17 protein-coding genes, 1 pseudogene and 1 riboswitch are annotated in these 17,986 nt (G+C 50.9%); of the genes and pseudogenes, 7 read left to right on the forward strand and 11 right to left on the reverse strand.

What is annotated here, in order from left to right; genetic code table 11:
* Positions 1 to 39 precede the first annotated feature (39 nt).
* Together ACFFLE_RS10645 and ACFFLE_RS10650 are read right to left on the reverse strand one after the other, a co-directional pair.
* The gene (locus ACFFLE_RS10645; protein ID WP_380571931.1) at positions 40 to 1,653 is read right to left on the reverse strand and encodes an SLC13 family permease; all 1,614 of its coding nucleotides are present in this window, start codon (positions 1,651 to 1,653) and stop codon (positions 40 to 42) included.
* 127 nt (positions 1,654 to 1,780) lie between these two features.
* Positions 1,781 to 2,968: an amidohydrolase gene (locus ACFFLE_RS10650; protein ID WP_380571933.1), complete on the reverse strand. Its 1,188-nt coding sequence runs from the start codon at positions 2,966 to 2,968 to the stop codon at positions 1,781 to 1,783.
* A gap of 180 nt (positions 2,969 to 3,148) precedes the next feature.
* Here ACFFLE_RS10650 and ACFFLE_RS10655 point away from each other — a divergent pair, with 180 nt between their 5' ends.
* A complete protein-coding gene (locus tag ACFFLE_RS10655) occupies positions 3,149 to 4,450 on the forward strand; it encodes an acetamidase/formamidase family protein (RefSeq protein WP_380571935.1) in 1,302 nt (433 codons plus the stop codon).
* A gap of 32 nt (positions 4,451 to 4,482) precedes the next feature.
* Here the strand turns inward: ACFFLE_RS10655 and ACFFLE_RS10660 are convergent, their stop codons facing one another.
* From ACFFLE_RS10660 to ACFFLE_RS10675, 4 genes are all read right to left on the reverse strand, one after another.
* Positions 4,483 to 4,848: a PH domain-containing protein gene (locus tag ACFFLE_RS10660; protein WP_380571937.1), complete on the reverse strand. Its 366-nt coding sequence runs from the start codon at positions 4,846 to 4,848 to the stop codon at positions 4,483 to 4,485.
* Positions 4,849 to 4,978: 130 nt separating this feature from the next.
* Complete coding sequence (locus ACFFLE_RS10665; RefSeq protein ID WP_380571939.1) at positions 4,979 to 6,316, reverse strand: sodium/glutamate symporter; 1,338 nt, start codon at positions 6,314 to 6,316, stop codon at positions 4,979 to 4,981.
* A 101-nt stretch (positions 6,317 to 6,417) separates the two neighbouring features.
* Positions 6,418 to 7,392: an LLM class flavin-dependent oxidoreductase gene (locus ACFFLE_RS10670; protein ID WP_380571941.1), complete on the reverse strand. Its 975-nt coding sequence runs from the start codon at positions 7,390 to 7,392 to the stop codon at positions 6,418 to 6,420.
* A 26-nt stretch (positions 7,393 to 7,418) separates the two neighbouring features.
* Positions 7,419 to 9,197 (reverse strand): SLC13 family permease, encoded by a 1,779-nt coding sequence (locus ACFFLE_RS10675; RefSeq protein ID WP_380571943.1) that lies wholly within the window; start codon positions 9,195 to 9,197, stop codon positions 7,419 to 7,421.
* A 256-nt stretch (positions 9,198 to 9,453) separates the two neighbouring features.
* On the opposite strand from ACFFLE_RS10675, the gene ACFFLE_RS10680 reads away from it, so the two are divergent.
* From ACFFLE_RS10680 to ACFFLE_RS10690, 3 genes are all read left to right on the forward strand, one after another.
* Positions 9,454 to 9,669, forward strand: a complete 216-nt coding sequence (locus tag ACFFLE_RS10680) for a hypothetical protein (protein ID WP_380571945.1) — start codon at positions 9,454 to 9,456, stop codon at positions 9,667 to 9,669.
* 86 nt (positions 9,670 to 9,755) lie between these two features.
* Positions 9,756 to 10,229, forward strand: coding sequence for a glutathione peroxidase (locus ACFFLE_RS10685; RefSeq protein WP_380571947.1), 474 nt, complete (start codon positions 9,756 to 9,758; stop codon positions 10,227 to 10,229).
* 62 nt (positions 10,230 to 10,291) lie between these two features.
* The gene (locus ACFFLE_RS10690) at positions 10,292 to 10,870 is read left to right on the forward strand and encodes a pyridoxamine 5'-phosphate oxidase family protein (RefSeq protein WP_380571949.1); all 579 of its coding nucleotides are present in this window, start codon (positions 10,292 to 10,294) and stop codon (positions 10,868 to 10,870) included.
* A 40-nt stretch (positions 10,871 to 10,910) separates the two neighbouring features.
* Here the strand turns inward: ACFFLE_RS10690 and ACFFLE_RS10695 are convergent, their stop codons facing one another.
* The 3 genes from ACFFLE_RS10695 to ACFFLE_RS10705 form a co-directional block, all read right to left on the reverse strand.
* Entirely contained in the window at positions 10,911 to 12,362 is a 1,452-nt protein-coding gene (locus ACFFLE_RS10695; RefSeq protein ID WP_380571952.1) for a protein adenylyltransferase SelO, read from the reverse strand.
* A gap of 179 nt (positions 12,363 to 12,541) precedes the next feature.
* The gene (locus ACFFLE_RS10700; RefSeq protein ID WP_380571954.1) at positions 12,542 to 12,712 is read right to left on the reverse strand and encodes an SDR family oxidoreductase; all 171 of its coding nucleotides are present in this window, start codon (positions 12,710 to 12,712) and stop codon (positions 12,542 to 12,544) included.
* Positions 12,706 to 13,143 (reverse strand): SDR family oxidoreductase, encoded by a 438-nt coding sequence (locus tag ACFFLE_RS10705; RefSeq protein WP_380571956.1) that lies wholly within the window; start codon positions 13,141 to 13,143, stop codon positions 12,706 to 12,708. The genes ACFFLE_RS10700 and ACFFLE_RS10705 overlap by 7 nt, the downstream gene beginning before the upstream one ends.
* A gap of 153 nt (positions 13,144 to 13,296) precedes the next feature.
* Positions 13,297 to 13,395: riboswitch (TPP riboswitch) on the forward strand.
* A 62-nt stretch (positions 13,396 to 13,457) separates the two neighbouring features.
* On the opposite strand from ACFFLE_RS10705, the gene ACFFLE_RS10710 reads away from it, so the two are divergent.
* The gene (locus ACFFLE_RS10710; RefSeq protein ID WP_380571958.1) at positions 13,458 to 14,036 is read left to right on the forward strand and encodes a YkoF family thiamine/hydroxymethylpyrimidine-binding protein; all 579 of its coding nucleotides are present in this window, start codon (positions 13,458 to 13,460) and stop codon (positions 14,034 to 14,036) included.
* 37 nt (positions 14,037 to 14,073) lie between these two features.
* Here the strand turns inward: ACFFLE_RS10710 and ACFFLE_RS10715 are convergent, their stop codons facing one another.
* Positions 14,074 to 14,505, reverse strand: coding sequence for a VOC family protein (locus ACFFLE_RS10715; RefSeq protein ID WP_380571960.1), 432 nt, complete (start codon positions 14,503 to 14,505; stop codon positions 14,074 to 14,076).
* Positions 14,506 to 14,696: 191 nt separating this feature from the next.
* Here ACFFLE_RS10715 and ACFFLE_RS10720 point away from each other — a divergent pair.
* Positions 14,697 to 15,613 (forward strand): annotated as a pseudogene (locus ACFFLE_RS10720) (DUF7916 family protein).
* 90 nt (positions 15,614 to 15,703) lie between these two features.
* On the opposite strand, the gene ric reads toward ACFFLE_RS10720, so the two are convergent.
* The gene (gene ric, locus ACFFLE_RS10725; protein ID WP_380571962.1) at positions 15,704 to 16,396 is read right to left on the reverse strand and encodes an iron-sulfur cluster repair di-iron protein; all 693 of its coding nucleotides are present in this window, start codon (positions 16,394 to 16,396) and stop codon (positions 15,704 to 15,706) included.
* 473 nt (positions 16,397 to 16,869) lie between these two features.
* Between ric and ACFFLE_RS10730 the strand changes: the two genes are divergently transcribed.
* The gene (locus ACFFLE_RS10730) at positions 16,870 to 17,943 is read left to right on the forward strand and encodes a YkvI family membrane protein (RefSeq protein ID WP_380571984.1); all 1,074 of its coding nucleotides are present in this window, start codon (positions 16,870 to 16,872) and stop codon (positions 17,941 to 17,943) included.
* Positions 17,944 to 17,986: the final 43 nt, after the last annotated feature.

Consider the following 17,986-nt stretch of genomic DNA (forward strand, 5'->3'; position numbering starts at 1 on the left):
TCCGGGCCTCTTCTGATGTTCTACTGCGATTTCCAGATGTCACCCTTTATAGTCGAGCAGATTGATGCCGAAGATGAGCGGCATCACCACATAGACGAATGCCACTATCAGGATGACCCCGATGATGTTCAGGGCGAACCCGGTCTTCGCCATCTCCTGGATGCTGATCTTATTCGTCCCGAAGACAATCGCATTCGGTGGTGTCCCGACAGGCAGCATGAATGCGCAGTTCGCCGCCATTGCAGCCGGCACCATGAGCGTCAGTGGATGGACTTCAAGTGCAATCGACAATCCAGCCAGTACAGGCAGTATCATCGTCGCCGTCGCCGTATTGGAGGTGATTTCCGTGAGGAACAGTATCGTTACGGAAACAACGACCAGTACTAGGATGATATGGATGCCTTCGACACCCTCCAGCATCTCACCGAGCCACTGGTCGACACCTGTCTCGACAATCGCCGCAGCGAGCGCCAGACCACCACCGAACAGCAGCAGAACGCCCCACGGCAGTTCGCGTGAAACCGACCAGTCCAGTATGCGCTTCGACTTTTTGGCAGTCGGCAGCAGAAACAGTATGACCGATGCGAGCATAGCGATGGCACCGTCGGTCAGCATGCTTGTGAATTCGATCTTGCTCCAGATGAATCCGCGCGTGATCCACATGAATGCAGCAAACAGGAAGACGATGAGTACAAGCATTTCTTCCCGGGAGATCTTGCCGAGCTTGTTCAATTCATCCGTAATGATCTTGCGCCCACCCGGCAGCTCAGTCATATTGTGCCGGAAGGCGAAAAAGTTCATGAACGCCCAGGCGAGCGCCAGGAAGATGATGACAATCGGTACACCGAACATCATCCATTGTGCGAAACTCATATCATAGCCGAAGATCTCCTTCAGCTGTCCTGCCATTATGATAAGCGGTGGAGTACCGATCAGTGTACCCAAACCGCCGATCGTACCGGCATATCCTATGCCCAAAACGAGTGATTTTTCAAAGCGCATCAGATCATCTTCTAGTGCAGATGAAGAGAGCGACTGGGCTTCGTTTATGATGGCCATCCCGATCGGTATCATGATCATGACGGCAGCAGTGTTGCTGACGAACATCGACAGGGCCGCGGTTGCTATCATGAAGCCAAGCAGTATCATCGATGTGCGCGTGCCGATCGCATTGATGATCGTCAATGCGATGCGGGTATGTAGATTCCAGCGTTCCATCGCGAGTGCAATCAGGAAACCGCCGAGGAACAGAAAGATGATGTCGTTGCCGTAGGCACTCGTGACGGCCCCACTATCCATGACCCCACCCATCGGAAACAGAAACAGTGGCATGAGTGATGTTGCGGGAATCGGAATCGCTTCCGTAATCCACCATGTGGCGATCCATAATGTTGAAGCGACGACAAAGACGCCGCCCTCTTCAAGCCCCTCCGTATCGAGCAGCAGAAGTGTCAGGATAAACAGCAGAGGCCCCAATATGAGTCCTGTGAGCTGCATGCGCCCGTAGGATTTCTCCGGCCCTTCCGAGCCATGCGAGGAGCCACCCCCATCCGCGTGCTTCTTCGCCTCATCGACACTGAAGAACTTCAGCAAGGACTTTGTCCGCTTCGATTCCCGCCACATATTGCGGTACGTACGCCTTAATTTTGACATGTTACTTCCCCCTTTAATGGAAAACGGTTTCAACCGTATTGATTGAAAATAACACATTCTCTGAATACTCGCTATAGCGATGTGACTTTTGTAACTAAAAAAACCGGAATCAGAGATTCCGGTCCAATTACAGTGCCGATTCAGGGCCGAGGTGATGTAAAAGCGCCAAGATGAAGACCTTGCCGACTTCGAGCATCGCACGCTCATCAATGTCGAATTTCGGATGATGATGCGGATAGACTGCATCCACTGCCGGATTTTGTGCACCTGCAAAGAAGAACGTCCCAGGGACATGCTGGAGGTAATAGGCGAAGTCTTCTGCAGTCATCATGCGCCCCTTTTCAATAATCGTCACATCTTCCATATGCCTGACGGAGAGCGACTTGAGCATTTCCGTCTCCTCAGTCGGATTGATCAGCGGGATGCAGCCGTAGGTAAAGTCGACATTGACAGAGGCACCGCTCATCCTGGCGGTAAGGTCTGCAACATGTTTCACTTCTTCGGCAAGTTCATATTTGGATTGGATATCAAAGGCACGTAGCGTACCTGTAATCTGTGCAGTATCCGGGATGACATTCGGGGCGTCACCGCTATGGAAACTTCCTATTGAAATGACGCCCGGGTCATTCGGCCCGGTCCGGCGACGGGTGATCTGCTGCAGGTTCATGACGAGCTGGCTCGCTGTAGCCAATGGATCAATCGCCAGATGGGGCAATGCACCGTGCCCCCCCTTGCCCTGGACGGTGATGGTGAAGTTATCATCGCCAGCCATCGTCCCCCCTGACCTGAAGCCGAGCGTGCCGATCGGATCGTCCGTCCATACATGGGCACCGTATATGTAATCGACTCCTTCCAGGCAACCGTCGTCGATCATCGACGACGCCCCGCCCGGCAGCAATTCTTCTCCAAACTGATGGATGAAGACAATGTTCCCATGCATCTGGCTCCGGTGACCCGCCATGACTTTTTCAACGGCCATAAGTGTGGCCGTATGGGCATCATGACCGCACGCATGACTGATGCCATCATACTTCGAGCGGTACGGGACATCTTTTTCATCATGGATTGGCAGGGCATCGAAATCAGCCCGTAGCGCCACGGTCGGTCCCGGATATGCCCCCTTCAGATAGCCGACGACGCCATTCAGCCCTACATCACGCCTATATTCTATGCCGAGTGTTTCAAGGTGTGCAATGATATATTCCGGTGTATCCTTTTCCTGATATGATAATTCTGGATACATATGGAGATGACGACGTATTTCGACCATCTCGGGATACAGTGATTCGAGCTGTGCAAATAGAATGTCTTTCATCGGTTCCCCTCTTTTCACATCGTTGATACTCACATTATTCCATAAAGCATACCTGGAAGGAATGCCTTTTAGTGGCAGAGTATAATCAGCTGAAGTTTTCTGAATTGACACACTAATCGTTCGTGTACATGCCATTTTGATGGTATCATGGAGGGGACAATATGAAAGGATGTGTCTAAGATGACGAAGCAATCAGCTAGGCAGACGGTCTATGTAGACAAATTTACAGATGGCATCCTGGATCCGACGGAAGATATGTACTACAAAGTCAAAAACGGCGGCCATATCATCGCCAATACGGCACCAGGGTGCTGGGGCCCGATGATCACCCCTGAACTGAAGGGTGGCCATGAGGTGACGAAGCCGGTGTTCGTGGAAGGGGCCGAGGTCGGGGATGCGGTCGCCATCCGCATCAATTCGATACGGGTCACGGCCACAGCGACCGCTTCAGGCAACGATAAGCCCATGGAAGGCCGGTTCAACGGCGATCCGTTCATTGCAGGCGTATGTCCGAACTGTGGTGCCAAAAACCCCAAATCCGTCACAGAAGGCATCGGCCAGGGCGCCGTCCGGTGTGCAGAATGCGGTGAAGATGTCACCCCATTCACCTTCACCAACGCCTACACGATGGTATTCGATGAAAAGCGCTCTGTCGGTTTGACACTCGATAAGTCGGGTGCTGAAAAGGTGGCCCACGCAGGCAGGCATTACATGGCCACACCTGAAGATTCCATCCAGCATCCGGTCGTAACATTCGCCCCGCATGATATACCAGGCGTCATGGCACGGGTGATCCCTTTCCTTGGCCAGCTCGGAACCACCCCAGCCCGCCCGATGCCTGACTCCCATAATGCGGGGGATTTTGGACAGTTCCTGATCGATGCCCCGCACGACTATGGATTGACTGAAGCGCAGCTTGTCGACCGGACCGACGGCCATATGGACGTCAACCGGGTCCGCGAAGGCACTATTGTCATCTGTCCAGTCAAAGTAGCAGGGGGCGGTATCTATCTCGGGGATATGCACGCCATGCAGGGCAATGGGGAAATCGCAGGCCATACGACCGATGTAGCCGGTATCGTCGACCTTCAAGTCGACGTCATCAAGAACCTCGCCATTGAAGGCCCGATCCTACTGCCCCTTACAGAAGATCTACCGGCATTGGCCAAACCATTTACCGATAAAGAGAAGGAAGAAGTGCACCGGATGGCCGAAGCCTGGCACGTGCCGGAACTTGAAGAGAGCTATCCCGTATCCTTCATCGGCACAGGCGCCGATCTCAATGCCGCTACATTGAACGGCATGGAACGCGCAGCGAAGCTGTTCCGGACGGATGTCCCCGAGATCATGAATCGTGCCACCATCACGGGCAGCATTGATATCGGGCGTAATCCCGGGGTGGTGACCGTCACCTTCTTGGCGCCAAAGAGATATCTTGAACACGCGAAGTTGCTCAAGCAAACAGAATACATGTATAAATGACAAATACGCACCCTACTAGGGTGCGTATCATTTTATAGAACAGCTTGGGCAATCAGGCGATCGAACCGTCTGATGTCGACTTTGCGGCCCAGATTGATTTTGATGTTGCCGACTTTCGTCCAAAGTTCCACCTCGGCGTTCGCATCGAACATGCCACCGGCATTCTCCGTCGACCACATATGGATTGCATTGTACGGGAGGGAATACATTTCAACTTTCTTCCCCGTCAATCCTTGCGCATCCCTCATGATGATCCTTCGGTCCGTGAATATGGCCGAGTCACGCAACGTCTTAAAAGCAGTTATCGCACGTTCCCCGTCAACGAGTATGTCTTCAGCATCCTCGGGAATTTCAGTCTCAAACTGTAATGTCCAGGCAAATATATGTGCCGCTTCCATCCTATCCCTCCATTTTAATGGTGTTTCACCCTATCTATACCATCGTTTTATGCCTTTTAACCCATATGCTCCAATTTTTAATGGCATAAAAAAATATCCCCGCTTCAAGGAAGCGGGGATATTCTCTGTCTTAGCCTTGGCGTTTCACGTGCAGCCAGCCTCTCGTATAGGAGAAGATCAGGATGGCGGCACTCGCTCCGATTGTAATCAGGGCAAACAGCCAATGCTGGCCGCTCGCAATGAACAATGGCGCAAAAGTGATCAAAGCGATCTCAACCGGCGCAATTGGAATATAGGCGAGCCCATAGTCCTCGAGCGTATTGCTTTCGAGGCGTGGGTCAACGATGCGCAGCAATGCGATGCCCATCGCAACCGCGCCCGTTATCCAGCCGAATGTGAATATGCCCTTCTCGAACCAGTTTTCCTGGAAATAGTACTGGGAGACGAAGCGGTAGAAGACGTACGTGAACAATATGCCAAACGCCATCAATATACTGAACGGCACGATGTTTTGGGCCACCACAGTCAAGTTGATGGAAGCAATACCGAACGCCACCAGGACATCAGTTGCACTGCCGCTTATCTTGGACACGACGCTCTTATCGATGTACTTGTCCATATCAGCCGACTGCATCAGCAGGCTCAATATCAGACCGATCAGAAAGGCGATTGAAAAGGCAGGAATCGACAGGCCAGCATATAGCGACTCGCCAAACTTGCTCAAGTAGTAGCCGATCATGCTCACGAACATTACGAGTGCGATATGGAACAGGAGCGGATCGATCGAAATGGCCGACACCGTATCCTTGCCCATCCACTCGCGCTTATCTTCAGGAACGAGGCCTGTCCTCAACTCTTCGGGCAGGTCATCGAATTTCGAAATGTAGTTGGCATAGCCGGCGTCGGCACTCCTCTTTATAAGCAATAGACCAACGCTGATTGCGAGTATCGCCCCAAGTGTTGCAGAAGTCATCGCAAGTGATGTTGCCTCTTCCCATCCCTGCTGTTCGAATGCCCCGCCGATGGCTGCGGCAGTACCGTGCCCACCGACGAAGCCGGCAGCGAGTATCAGGCCGAATCCATTATGTAGATCGAACACCGGACCAAGGAGCACAAGTGCGAATACCAGCCCGAGGCCCCACATGAGGAGCATCGCAATCTGGGAATATGACCATAGCCCGCCCACTTTATTGATGGTCTTTTTTATATTGAAGCGGCCCGTCGTCAACGGGATTGAAGCAAAGACGATTGTAATCAGTACACCCGGATAATCTCCGATGAAATCGGAAAACGGTAGCCATCCGAGCATATTGGGACCGAGTATCAATCCCAAAATACCTGCTATGATGCTTGCCGGCATGAAGGACCGCTGCAGCAAACCGATGCGTGCGCGGAGGAACATGCCCACCAATAGCAGCATGGCGATGAGACCGACATCGGTCACAAGATTCCATACTGAAAATTCCATTTTTTCAACACCTCTTTCTAAAATCAGCTTCTGTAATATATCATGAATCCAATTGAAATTGGAAGCGGTTCATCATAAATTTCATGATTTATGAATATAAGCTATAGATAGAGGGCCGCTACACGCTCGTATGAACGCCGTTTTTCGTCCAAGTCATGTATATTGCATAAAATAAGCCAATCTTCACACTCGTAGTCTGTCCGCAGCTGATCAAGCTTATGCTTCACCGTGTGCGGGCCGCCGATGATCATGCGTTGCCTGTTCTGTTCGATCTTGTGTTGTTCCTTCTTATTGAGCGCACTATATTTCTCAGCCGCCTGTGTTGGAGTCGGCACTTGGCTGTCCAAACCCTTTTCCGTATTCAAAAGCCATATGTCCTGCGTCTTGGCCAGATGTTCTGCATGGGCATCATCCTCCCCGCAGATGACGAACACGCATGCCTTCACATCATCCTGTTCCATGAAACCCGGCTGGAACGCATCCCGATAGGCCCGGATTGCTGCAGTACCTCCTGCCGGCTTCAGGAAATGGCCGAACACGTAGCCGATGCCGAGAACACCCGCAAGCACCCCGCTGTTTGTGCCGAGGCCTAGGGAATAGAGCGACGGCCGGCTTATGGTCCGCGGTGCCGCTTTGACCCTGGCGCTGCCGTCCAGATAATGGATGAGCGCGTCCAACTTATCGGGATAATCCGCGAGTTGGTTGGGTTTATCGTCCGCGAGCCGTGTGCGGATGAACTCAGCCCCACCTGGCGAGCGCCCCATCCCACCCTCGATCCGCCCTGGATAGAGCGCCTCGAGCTGGGCAAGTTGGGAGGCGACCTTGAATGGACTGTATTGGGGCAGCAGGATGCCGCCGCTCCCCACTTTTATATGTGAAGTCTGTGAAGCGGCCGCCGCCATCATGATTTCGGGCGCGCTTGATACCATGCCACGTGTGCCGTGATGTTCTGCAAACCAGTATCTGGTATACCCCAGTGCTTCAGCACGCTGCACCATATTGAGCGTGTGACGCGCCATCTCTTCTGCACTGACGCCGACTGGTTTTGCCATCTGTTCCAATATTCCTAGTTGCATTACTCTGTATCCTCTCTTTCAGTAATCTAAAACCATACCGTGTAGATTATAAGCGTCGAAATCACCATCGTCATCGCCGACAGTGGCGCGCCGACCTTGATGTAGTCTGTGAATTTATAGCCTCCGGGGCCGTAGACGATCAGATTGGTCTGGTAACCGATCGGTGTGATGAAGCTCGCCGAAGCCGCAATTGCGATGGTCACCATGAGTCCGATGGGCTCAAGGGCCATCTGTTCAGCCATCTCCATCGCGATCGGGAACATCAATACGGCAGCCCCGGTGTTGGTGATCAGTTCAGTGAATATGTTTGTCATGAGATAGAGGATGACGATGATGCCGAGCACCCCGAACGGGCGCGCAGTCTCCAGCATGTTTCCTGCAATCATCTGTGCCAACCCTGACTCCGTCATTGCAGCACCGACTCCAAACGCGCTCGCAATCAGCAGTATGACGTTGAACTGGATGTAGGATAACATCTCATCCGGATTGATCAGCTTGAAGATCATCAGCAATACGACCGTAATCAGCATCGCTTCGAACATCGACAGGAAGCCGAGTGTCACTGCAGCGATCATGCCAAGCAGCAGCACGAGCCCGCCGAATCCTTTGGCCTTGCTCTGCTTGAGCACTTCCGGTGGTGTAAGGGTGGTCATGACGTAGAAGTCCCTTGCATGCGCATGACGCTGTAAAAATGTCTTGTCCGCTAGGATCAGGATGGTATCACCCGGTTTGAGGATGATGTCGCCGACCCGGCTTTTGATGCGCTCATTATTGCGGTGGACCGCGATGACGCCCGCGTTGTATCTGGAACGGAAGCGCGCTGATTTTATCGTTTTGCCGAGCAGTGATGACTCATGGGATATGACACCCTCGACTAGGTGGAATTGCTCATCTTTCAGGCTGTCGAGCGTCTTATCCGACCCCGTCTTCAGAGTGACGCCTTTCTGCTTTTGGATGGCGGCGATCGTATTCAAAGTACCGGAAAACACGAGATGATCGCCTTCCCTGATGACCGTCTTGGCATCCACTGGAAATATGCGGTCGTCCCCGCGGATGATTTCAATGATGTAGACACCCTTCAGGACAGCTTCCGTCGCATCCATGATGGAGCGGTCTACACATTCGAAAGTCTTCCCTATCTCGGCTTCCGCCAAAAATTCCTTCACTTCTTCACGGATCTGTTCCCCGGCGCCGAGCGTATCCGGCAGCAGCCGGTAGCCGATGGTCACGATATAGAAGAATCCTGCTGCAGCAATCGGCAGCCCGACAATCGTCATCTGAAAGAAGGAGAAGCCGCCATAGCCCGCTTCGATCAGGAGGCCATGGATCACCAGGTTGGTCGAGGTGCCGATGAGTGTAATCGTGCCGCCGAGTATCGTGACGTAGGATAAGGGTATCAGGAATTTGGATGGGGCGATGCCATTCTTCTGGCACCATTCCTTCAATACCGGCGTCAATGTCACGACAATCGGTGTGTTATTCAAAAACCCGGAAATGATGGACACCGGAGCCAGCAGCTTCAGCATCGAGCGCTTCGGCGTCTTATTGCCGGCAAGCAGGCGGTCGACATACCCTTCGATGATGCCATGCTTTTGGATCGCACCTGCCACTATGAAGAGCAGCAGTACAGTCAGGAGACCTTCATTCGAAAAGCCGTCCAAAGCCTGGTCGGTCGAAATGACGCCGGTAAGCAGGAAGACGACGAGGAAGAAGAACACTATGAGGTCCGCCCGTGCCAACTCGAACACCAGTGCAAGCAGCATGATGATGAGCATTACAGCAACAAAGATCATTTCAGCAGTCATCAGGTCACCCCCCATATGGTATTAGCAATATGATAGCATATTTCACAGCCATAAAATGTTAAACGGAATAAGCTCCGTCTAAAAACAAATGTGTCTAATTATTGTACACCGAAAACGGTTTAATTGTAATAATTCAATTTATCATGAATAAAACACCCCAAATGCGGTTATGTACAAGTATCAGCCGAATGGCTACAGTCACAATATGATGGTCATTCAGGAACAGTATATTCATATGAATGGAGGATAACCGGATATGGATAAATTCTCAGGCAAACAGATCAGATCTCTGCTTGAAGAGAAAAAGGCAAGCGGTGATTTGCAGGATCCGTCCCAATGCATGCATGCAGATATCGTCAAATGCTACGAAGACGGAGAAGCTCATCGCTATGTATGCATGGAGTGCGGCTATGCCGACAAGAATCGTGCCGCTTTTTTCGCACAGATCAACACAGATCAGCAAATGGGATAACGTAAATACGGTTATGAGCCAAAAGGATGCGCTCATAATTCGTATTACATATAATGATAGATATCTTCCGGAAAAGGAGCATCCATATGAATATATATGATATAGAAGTAAAGAAGGCGAATGGCGAAAGTTATTCACTTGAGGACTACAAAGGAAAGCCAATGCTTATCGCAAATACCGCAAGTAAATGTGGACTTCGTGGCCAGTACGACGAATTGGAGACTCTGCACAACGAATATAAGGATCAGGGCCTGGTCGTCCTCGGATTCCCTTCCAACCAGTTCAACAACCAGGAGCCAGGCTCTGATGAAGATGCGGAAGAGGCTTGCCGCATCAACCATGGTGTCACATTCGACATCCATGAAATCATCGATGTCAATGGCGATGCGGCCCATCCCCTCTTCAAACATCTTAAAGAAGAGTCAAAAGGTATGATGGGCGATAAGATCAAATGGAATTTCACAAAATTCCTGGTAGACCGGGAAGGCAATGTCGTCTCACGGGTTGCACCCACGACCTCACCCCTTAAAATGAAAAAAGATATCGAAAATGTGCTATAACATATAGTGGGCTCAGGTCTGGAACCGCGCCCGCTATTTATATGCATGAAAGGAAGATACAGATGTCTCACGGCGAACACATCCTTCAGGATATGTACGGCACCACCAGGCGTGCCCTCGCTTTTTATGACAACCAGATGCTCGACCATGTGAATGAAGAAATGCAGCATTTCATAGCCGCCCAGGAGATGATGTTCATCGCCACTGCCGATGCAGGCGGCAACTGCGACAATTCATTCCGCGCCGGCGACAGAGGATTCGTCCGTGTACTCGATGAGACGACTTTAATGTACCCGGAGTACCGCGGGAATGGTGTTATGGCAAGTCTTGGGAACATTTATGAGAATCCCCATATCAGCTTACTGTTCATCGACTTCTTCACCCATCATATCGGTCTGCACGTCAATGGCCGAGCCGACATAATCGAGAGTGATCAGATCCACGGTTACTGTGATGCGAAAACACTCTCCAACATCATGGAAGAAGCGGACGGGCGTGCCGAACGCTTTGTAGTCATCCGGGTCGACGAAGCCTATATCCACTGTTCCAAGCATATACCACACTTGGAGAAGCGTTCAGGCCCCTTGGACCAAAAGAAAAGCGGCGACTTCTTCAACGCCAGAAGAAAAAATGATAAGTAGAAGAAAAAAGGCATCCTCACAGAAGGGATGCCTTTTGAATTCACGTACCGCAGAATGTCATCGTGATTTTTTCATCATCTTCCGGTGGCTCTTTATATTCCTTGTCATGCCCGTCATCGAACGGCGTCGCAAACACCTCTATCAGTTTTGTGGCTTTGCTGTAGTCCCCCTGCTCGACCGCAAGGTTCAACGCCTCCTCCACAAGATGATTGCGCGGGATGACTGCCGGGTTGACTTGCCGCATCTGTTCATATGCCGATTCGACCACCAAGCCTTGTGCCTCAAGCCTCTCCTGCCATCTCCTGCGCCAATCTTTGAAGCGTTCACTGGCCATAAGCGCATCATCATTCCACCCATCAAGTGACAGCGTGCGGAACGTTTTCGTAAAATCAGCCTGGTGATGGCTCATGAGATCGAGCAGTTCCATGCCAAGCGCGTCATCCTGGCTTCCGCTGCCATCGAGGCCGAGTTTATCGCGCATGCCCTTCTGCCATTTTTCATTATACAGCTGGCCGAAATGGCTGAGCGATTGCTGGGCGATCTTCACCGCCTCTTCCTTATCCTCATGGAGCAGTGGCAGCAGCGTCTCTGCAAACCGTGCGATGTTCCACTGCCCGATTCCCGGCTGGTTCTGGTAGCTGTAGCGCTTTTGTGCATCTATCGAACTGAAGCATGTTTCCGGGTGGTAGACATCCATGAAGGCACACGGGCCGTAATCGATGGTCTCCCCGCTGATCGTCATGTTGTCGGTGTTCATCACGCCGTGGATGAAGCCCACATGCTGCCATTTGCTGATCAAGTCAGCTTGACGTTCTATGACGGCATCCAGAAATTCTCGGTACTTGTCCGGCTTCGCTGCAAGTTCTGGGTAATGGCGGCGGATTGCGTAATCCGCAAGCAGCCGCACATTACCGTCCCCCTCGGCGCGGGCTGCATACTCAAATGTGCCGACACGGATGTGGCTCGATGCCACACGGGTCAATACCGCACCCGGGAGCATCTTGCCCCGGCTCACGGCTTCTCCTGTCGTAATGAGTGCCATGGCACGGGTCGACGGTATGCCAAGCCCATGCATCGCTTCACTGATCATATATTCCCGAAGCATCGGCCGAAGTGGCGCGCGCCCGTCCCCCATACGGGAGAATGGTGTACGCCCGGAGCCTTTCAGCTGGATGTCCATCCGTTTGCCTGACGGCGCCAATTGCTCACCGAGCAGTACTGCACGGCCGTCCCCGAGCATCGTAAAACTGCCGAACTGATGCCCTGCGTAAGCCTGGGCAATCGGTCTACTGCCTTTTGGCAGTGCATTTCCGGAGAAGACATCAGGTGCTTCCATCTGAAGGTTTGCCGCATCGAGACCCAATTCACCAGCCAATTTCCAGTTGAATAGGACCATCTCTGGAAACGCCGCGCGCTCCGGTTGTGTTTCTCTATAAAAGACTTCCGGGAGTTCTGTATAAGTGTGCTTCAATTGCCATCCGCTCTCAGTCATAATATTCGCCCCTTTTACGTGGTATTCTGTCTATCCATTTTATCAGAGTTCATACAACATTAATAACGATGGGAACATGCCTTTTGTGCTGACAGTTGACTTCTATAGTCATAATCTTTACAAAATAACCAACCAAAAAAGGCACCAGACCATATGTCTGATGCCTTGCCCCTGCAAAACTACTGGGCGGTATAGCCGCCATCTACAAGGAGGGTCGTGCCAGTCGTAAACCCTTTCTCCGCCAGGAATACCACTGCGTGTGCAATCTCTTCAGGCTTGCCGAACCTGCCGATCGGGTGCTTGTCGACGAGAGCATCATAAAACTCTCCTAATGCGTCCTTATTCACCATACTGGCATCGACATAGCCTGGAGTACTGCACTAGCGCGTGGGTTATTCTTGGCATACTGTAATCCAACGGATTTCGTCATTAAGTTTATTGCACTCCTGGGAGGAGTGTATGAAAGTTTGTAGAATACGCTGTCTCGATTGGCTTTGATTACTCTCTGAGCGTCCTCGTAGAAAAGCTTGTGCGTCTCGCCCCGGAGACCGATTCCGGCATGGTTGAACATAATATTCAGATGTCCAAACTTTTCCACGGCGGGAGCAACGCCTTTTTTAAAATCCTCTTCCACTGATACGTCGATCCATTGAAATGCGACGTCACCATGGCCTGCCAAATTTCCTTCTGCTTTCCTACTTGCGTTTCCATCATCATCTGCAATTGCGACTTTGACTCCTTTTCCCAGGAACGTTTGTGCTACTTTGTCCTTAAGTCCCAAAGCGCATCTCTTTTAATGACCGTATCCGTTCACGATACAGATACCCATTTGTTTCAATTTTCAAACTTTTAAGCGCCATTTATTTTTAATCATCTGAAGCTGTCAGTTGTAGTCGATGGCCGATCACATGTATGATGAGGGTGAAACTGCATACCGATGCACTGGGGGCGCTATATGAAGCTGAGACGGATCACCGGACCCCTACGACCCGATCTGGATAACACCAGCGTGGGGAAGTGCAGCTGATATACCTTCATGCTGCATTCCCATCGGACTGCAGTCTTTTTATATCAATATTCAGGAGGTATGGCATTATGGGAAACGCATACGGTTCAAGACAGCCTGTAGGCTGTCAATTCAATTTGAGTGTGATGAGCGATGACTTCGTGGATGTCATCCTATCGGCTTTGGAGAAGACCGAAACTGCTGAAGTCATGATGGAGACGGATGACGTGTCATCCTGGGTGCACGGCCCGATATCCGACGTTTTTGCTGTCGTGGAGTTGATCTACTTAAACGCCGCACAGACCGGTAGGCACGTGGCGATGAGCGGCACATTTTCAGCCGGGTGCCCCGGGGCTCAAGAGGAGGACGATTCCAAAACACCGGCCGGTTCGACAGCGCCGCGTAGAGATGTGGCGCAACAGGCCCGATGCAAATTCGCGCTCTATCCGCTGGGTACTGGGGACTACATGGAGATTATCCAATCCCGCATCAATACAGCAGCGGATGAAGGTGTAAAGGTGAGCGCCGGTCATGGTGCCACACGACTGGATGGGGACGTCCGTGACATCTTCAATGCCTTGGAATCCGCGTTTTTGAAAGTACAGGAAGCGGCAGGACATACCGCCATGACCTTCACCCTCTCATCAAACAGCCCTTCCAACCGCTGATTGACTACGGCCCACCTCAAAGAGGCGGGCCGTATTTCTATATGATCAGCATATCGTCATCATCAAACTCCCAGTCAGCACCATAGGCGACTTCCCAGTAGTAGCCGTCCGGATCTTTGAAGTATCCGCTGTAGCCGCCCCATGAGGTTGGACTCGCTTCCCTGGTGACGATGCCCCCTGATTTTTTGGCCCGCTCCAGTATGTGATCGACCTCCGCTTCAGACTTCGCATTAAATGCCAAGGTGATGCCGTTGAAGCCATGTGTCATGTCCATCGCATCCGCTCCGGTCTCTGTCGCAAGTGTGTCGAGCGGGTACAACGCCAGTTTCGATCCCTTCATCCTGAAAAAGATGATTTCCATCTCGTCCTCATCACCCATTATGATCGACTCCAATCCGAGTTTCCTATAGAAGTCGACTGAAACTGAAATATCTTTGACGCTAAGTGTAATCAGATTGATTCTGTCCATGGCCATCCCCCTTTTCAGATAAGCTAGTATATAAGATGTATTTTTACACTTTAAATATATCATATGTATTTGACATCCGGAGAATATGATTCGAAATATATTTTCGGTCCACCCTCTCCGCCATCCGCTTCAAACTGGTCAGCGGCGTCATTTTTATATAGAATGAGGGCAAAGAAGGGAGACGATCCATTATGAAACGATTACTGGACTGTAATGCATCTGATTTCAAAGGCATGTCCGGCCGGGATCTGAAACAATCCATCCAGGCAAGTGAAGGCCGGGTGATGCTCGCAGAGACGATGGCCACCGTGCCCCACTCTACCCGGACATCACCAATGCAGAACTGGCCGCTTCATTCGGAGCGGATATGCTGCTGTTCAACCTGCTGGATGTCTTCGATCCAACAGTAGAAGGACTGGTCCCATCTGTCCGCACAGAGGTCATGCAGGAAATCAAACAGCTTACAGGACGGCCGATCGGACTCAACCTTGAACCGGTCGACCTCGATGCCGAAGAGATTGAAGCGCTCGACACCATCAATCGCGGACGCATCGCCTCCAAGGAAGCATTAACGGCTGCCCAGACGCTCGATTTTGATTTCATCTGCCTTACCGGCAATCCAAAAACGGGCGTCTCAAATGATGAAATTGCCCTCGCCATAGCGCGTGCCCGGGAGATATTCGGCGAAGATACACTGATCATCGCCGGCAAAATGCATGGCGCTGGTGTCGCCAATGAAACAGGCAGTACGATCATCACCAATGAAGCCCTCAACACCTTCATCCGTGCAGGCGCCGATGTCATTCTGATGCCGGCACCCGGCACGGTCCCCGGCATCACCGTGGAAGACGCCCAGCAATATATCACCCATATCCATTCACAAGGTGCACTTGTGATGTCCACGATCGGGACCAGCCAGGAAGGTGCCGATGACGCGACCATCCGCCAGATTGCCTTAAACGCCAAGATGGCCGGGGCCGACATCCATCACATCGGAGACGCGGGCTTCTATGGCATCGCGGTGCCGGAAAATATTATGGCCTACTCGATCGCCATCCGCGGCCGCCGCCATACTTATGTGCGCATGGCCCGCTCCATAAACCGGTGAGGGAAACTGAGAATAAATATAATGAATACCCCCCAACATTTAGCGTCAGGGTCTAATTGTTGGGGGTATGCATAATATCACTCGTTTTTTCTACATTGCCTTTCTGACGCGTTCAAACAAGACATGATTTTCAAGATGGACATGATCGAATGTATCCTTCTCAATCTTTTCAAGTCGTGTATAGACGAGACGATATGTGCCACACGCATTGCTGTGTGGTGTGAAATCTGAAGTGACCTGGCGCAGTTCTTTTAGTATATTGCCTACCGTTTCATGTTCGCCTTCCAATTCACTGACGTGCGGCTGGAGTTTATCGCCTATTTCCGATGATGGATTTTCCATATATTGAATGATCATCGGGAAAACGACATGGTCTTCCTCTTCTGTATGGATCATCATCTCATTGCGCAGCTCCTTATAGAGTGCCTGCAGACGGACGAGATGGGGTTCGTTCGGACCATGCTTCCGTGCAAGCTTTGTGACATACGGACTGAGCGCCTGGAATTCGTCCATCAGCTCCTGGTGGTATCTGTTCTGGATGAAGGTGATGATCCCTTTCTCATCAAGATATTTCGGCTGTATGCCGGCCTCTTGGCGCGTCTCTATTGCGTTTATCTCCGCCATCACGCCTTCTAGATCAAGGCCGCGTGCCGCCACTGCTTCTGATAGTGAAATTTTCCCGCCACAGCAGTAGTCGATTCTATTTTTCCTGAATATATCAGCGCTTTTTGGAATTTCATTAACGATATCCCGCACCCACATTCCGTGATTTACAGTTGTCATGATAACCCTCCTGTTTTAAACATACATTTTTTATACATGTTTAATATAACACACAATTTTCAGTCGTGATTGCGTTTTTAATGTGATTCATTGAACGTTTAGTGACGGTGATAAGTCAACGAAATGCCCATAAGATTTCCAATTAAATAATATATTTTTACACTTGTATTATTCTCGTCTCACAGCATATTCATTCACATAGTTTCATTGATAAAAAAATCACGTCCTATCCCTTGTACGGTCTGGGATTACAAGTATATCGTGATAGCGCTTCCACTCACTTTCTAGAAATATTATTTCATTTATCATTAAAATAAATTTCATAGCAATATACTCTATGACCGTTTGACACTGTGGTGTGCTCTATGTTTAGTATAGTATTGTTGAAATATATTTCAGAATAATATTTTAAATTCTGTCATTCTGGTGTGCATTTCCAGAATGACCTGCAACTTCAAGAAGGAGAGATTTGTTTGAGTAATCAACAAGAACCGCTGAAAATCGGGTTCGCCTATGTAGGGGTGGTGCTCGGAGCAGGCTTTTCTACAGGTCAGGAGATCCTGCAGTTCTTCACCAACTACGGCATGATGAGTTATTGGGCGGTCCTGCTCTCAGGGCTGGTCACGATGTTCATCGGGCGCCAGGCATCGAAGCTCGGTAATCGTCTGGATGCAGATTCGCATCTTGAACCGATCAACGAACTGTTTGGGAAAAAACTTGGCAAGGTCATCGACTACATACTCGTCTTCTTCCTGTACGGCGTCATGGTCATCATGCTTGCAGGTGCCGGTTCGGCCTTCAATGAAAGTTTCGGCGTGCCGTCATGGCTCGGCTCGCTCATCTTGGCCATCGGAGTATTCATTACATTGAACATGAGCTTCAATAAGATTCTTGTGGCGCTTGGTGCAGTGACACCTTTCCTGATCGCTTTCGTCATGATCATCGCAGCCTACAGCTTCTTCAATCCAAGCGTCCCATTTACACAAGTGGAAGAATATACTGACGTGACGAAGACGCCTTCAGCCGCCTGGTGGTGGGACGCCCTGACCTACAGCGGCATCGTCCTTGCGATGGCATTCAGTTTGCTGTCCATCATGGGCGCCCAGGCATCGGGCATTAAAGCAGCCCGTAAAGGCGGGTTGTTCGGCGGCATCATGCTGATCCTATTGCTCGTGCTGATGAACGGTGGACTGCTCGCAAGGATTGACATCACCAATCCTTCTGAGATACCATCGCTCGTCCTGGCACGCGAAATCCATCCTATACTTGGAATCGGACTGTCGATCGTCATGCTGCTGGTCATCTATAATACCGCAGTCGGCATGTTCTATCCGTTCCTTTCCAGGTTTTCCGAGCCTTATACGAAACGTTACCGTCTGCTGCTCGGCGGCGGACTGATCTTAGGATATTTCCTGAGCCTGGTCGGCTTCGTCGGCCTCGTCAATTTCTTCTATCCGATCTTAGGTTATGTCGGACTGCTGCTCGGGGCGGCCTTGACCGTAAGATGGGTCGCAAGCAAAGTATCGAGCAAACAACCTGCACAATAGCAATATCCCCATCAGTGGACAAAAGCCACCGATGGGGATATTT

The sequence above is a fragment of the Salinicoccus siamensis genome (assembly GCF_042429615.1).
GTDB classification, from domain to species: domain Bacteria; phylum Bacillota; class Bacilli; order Staphylococcales; family Salinicoccaceae; genus Salinicoccus; species Salinicoccus siamensis.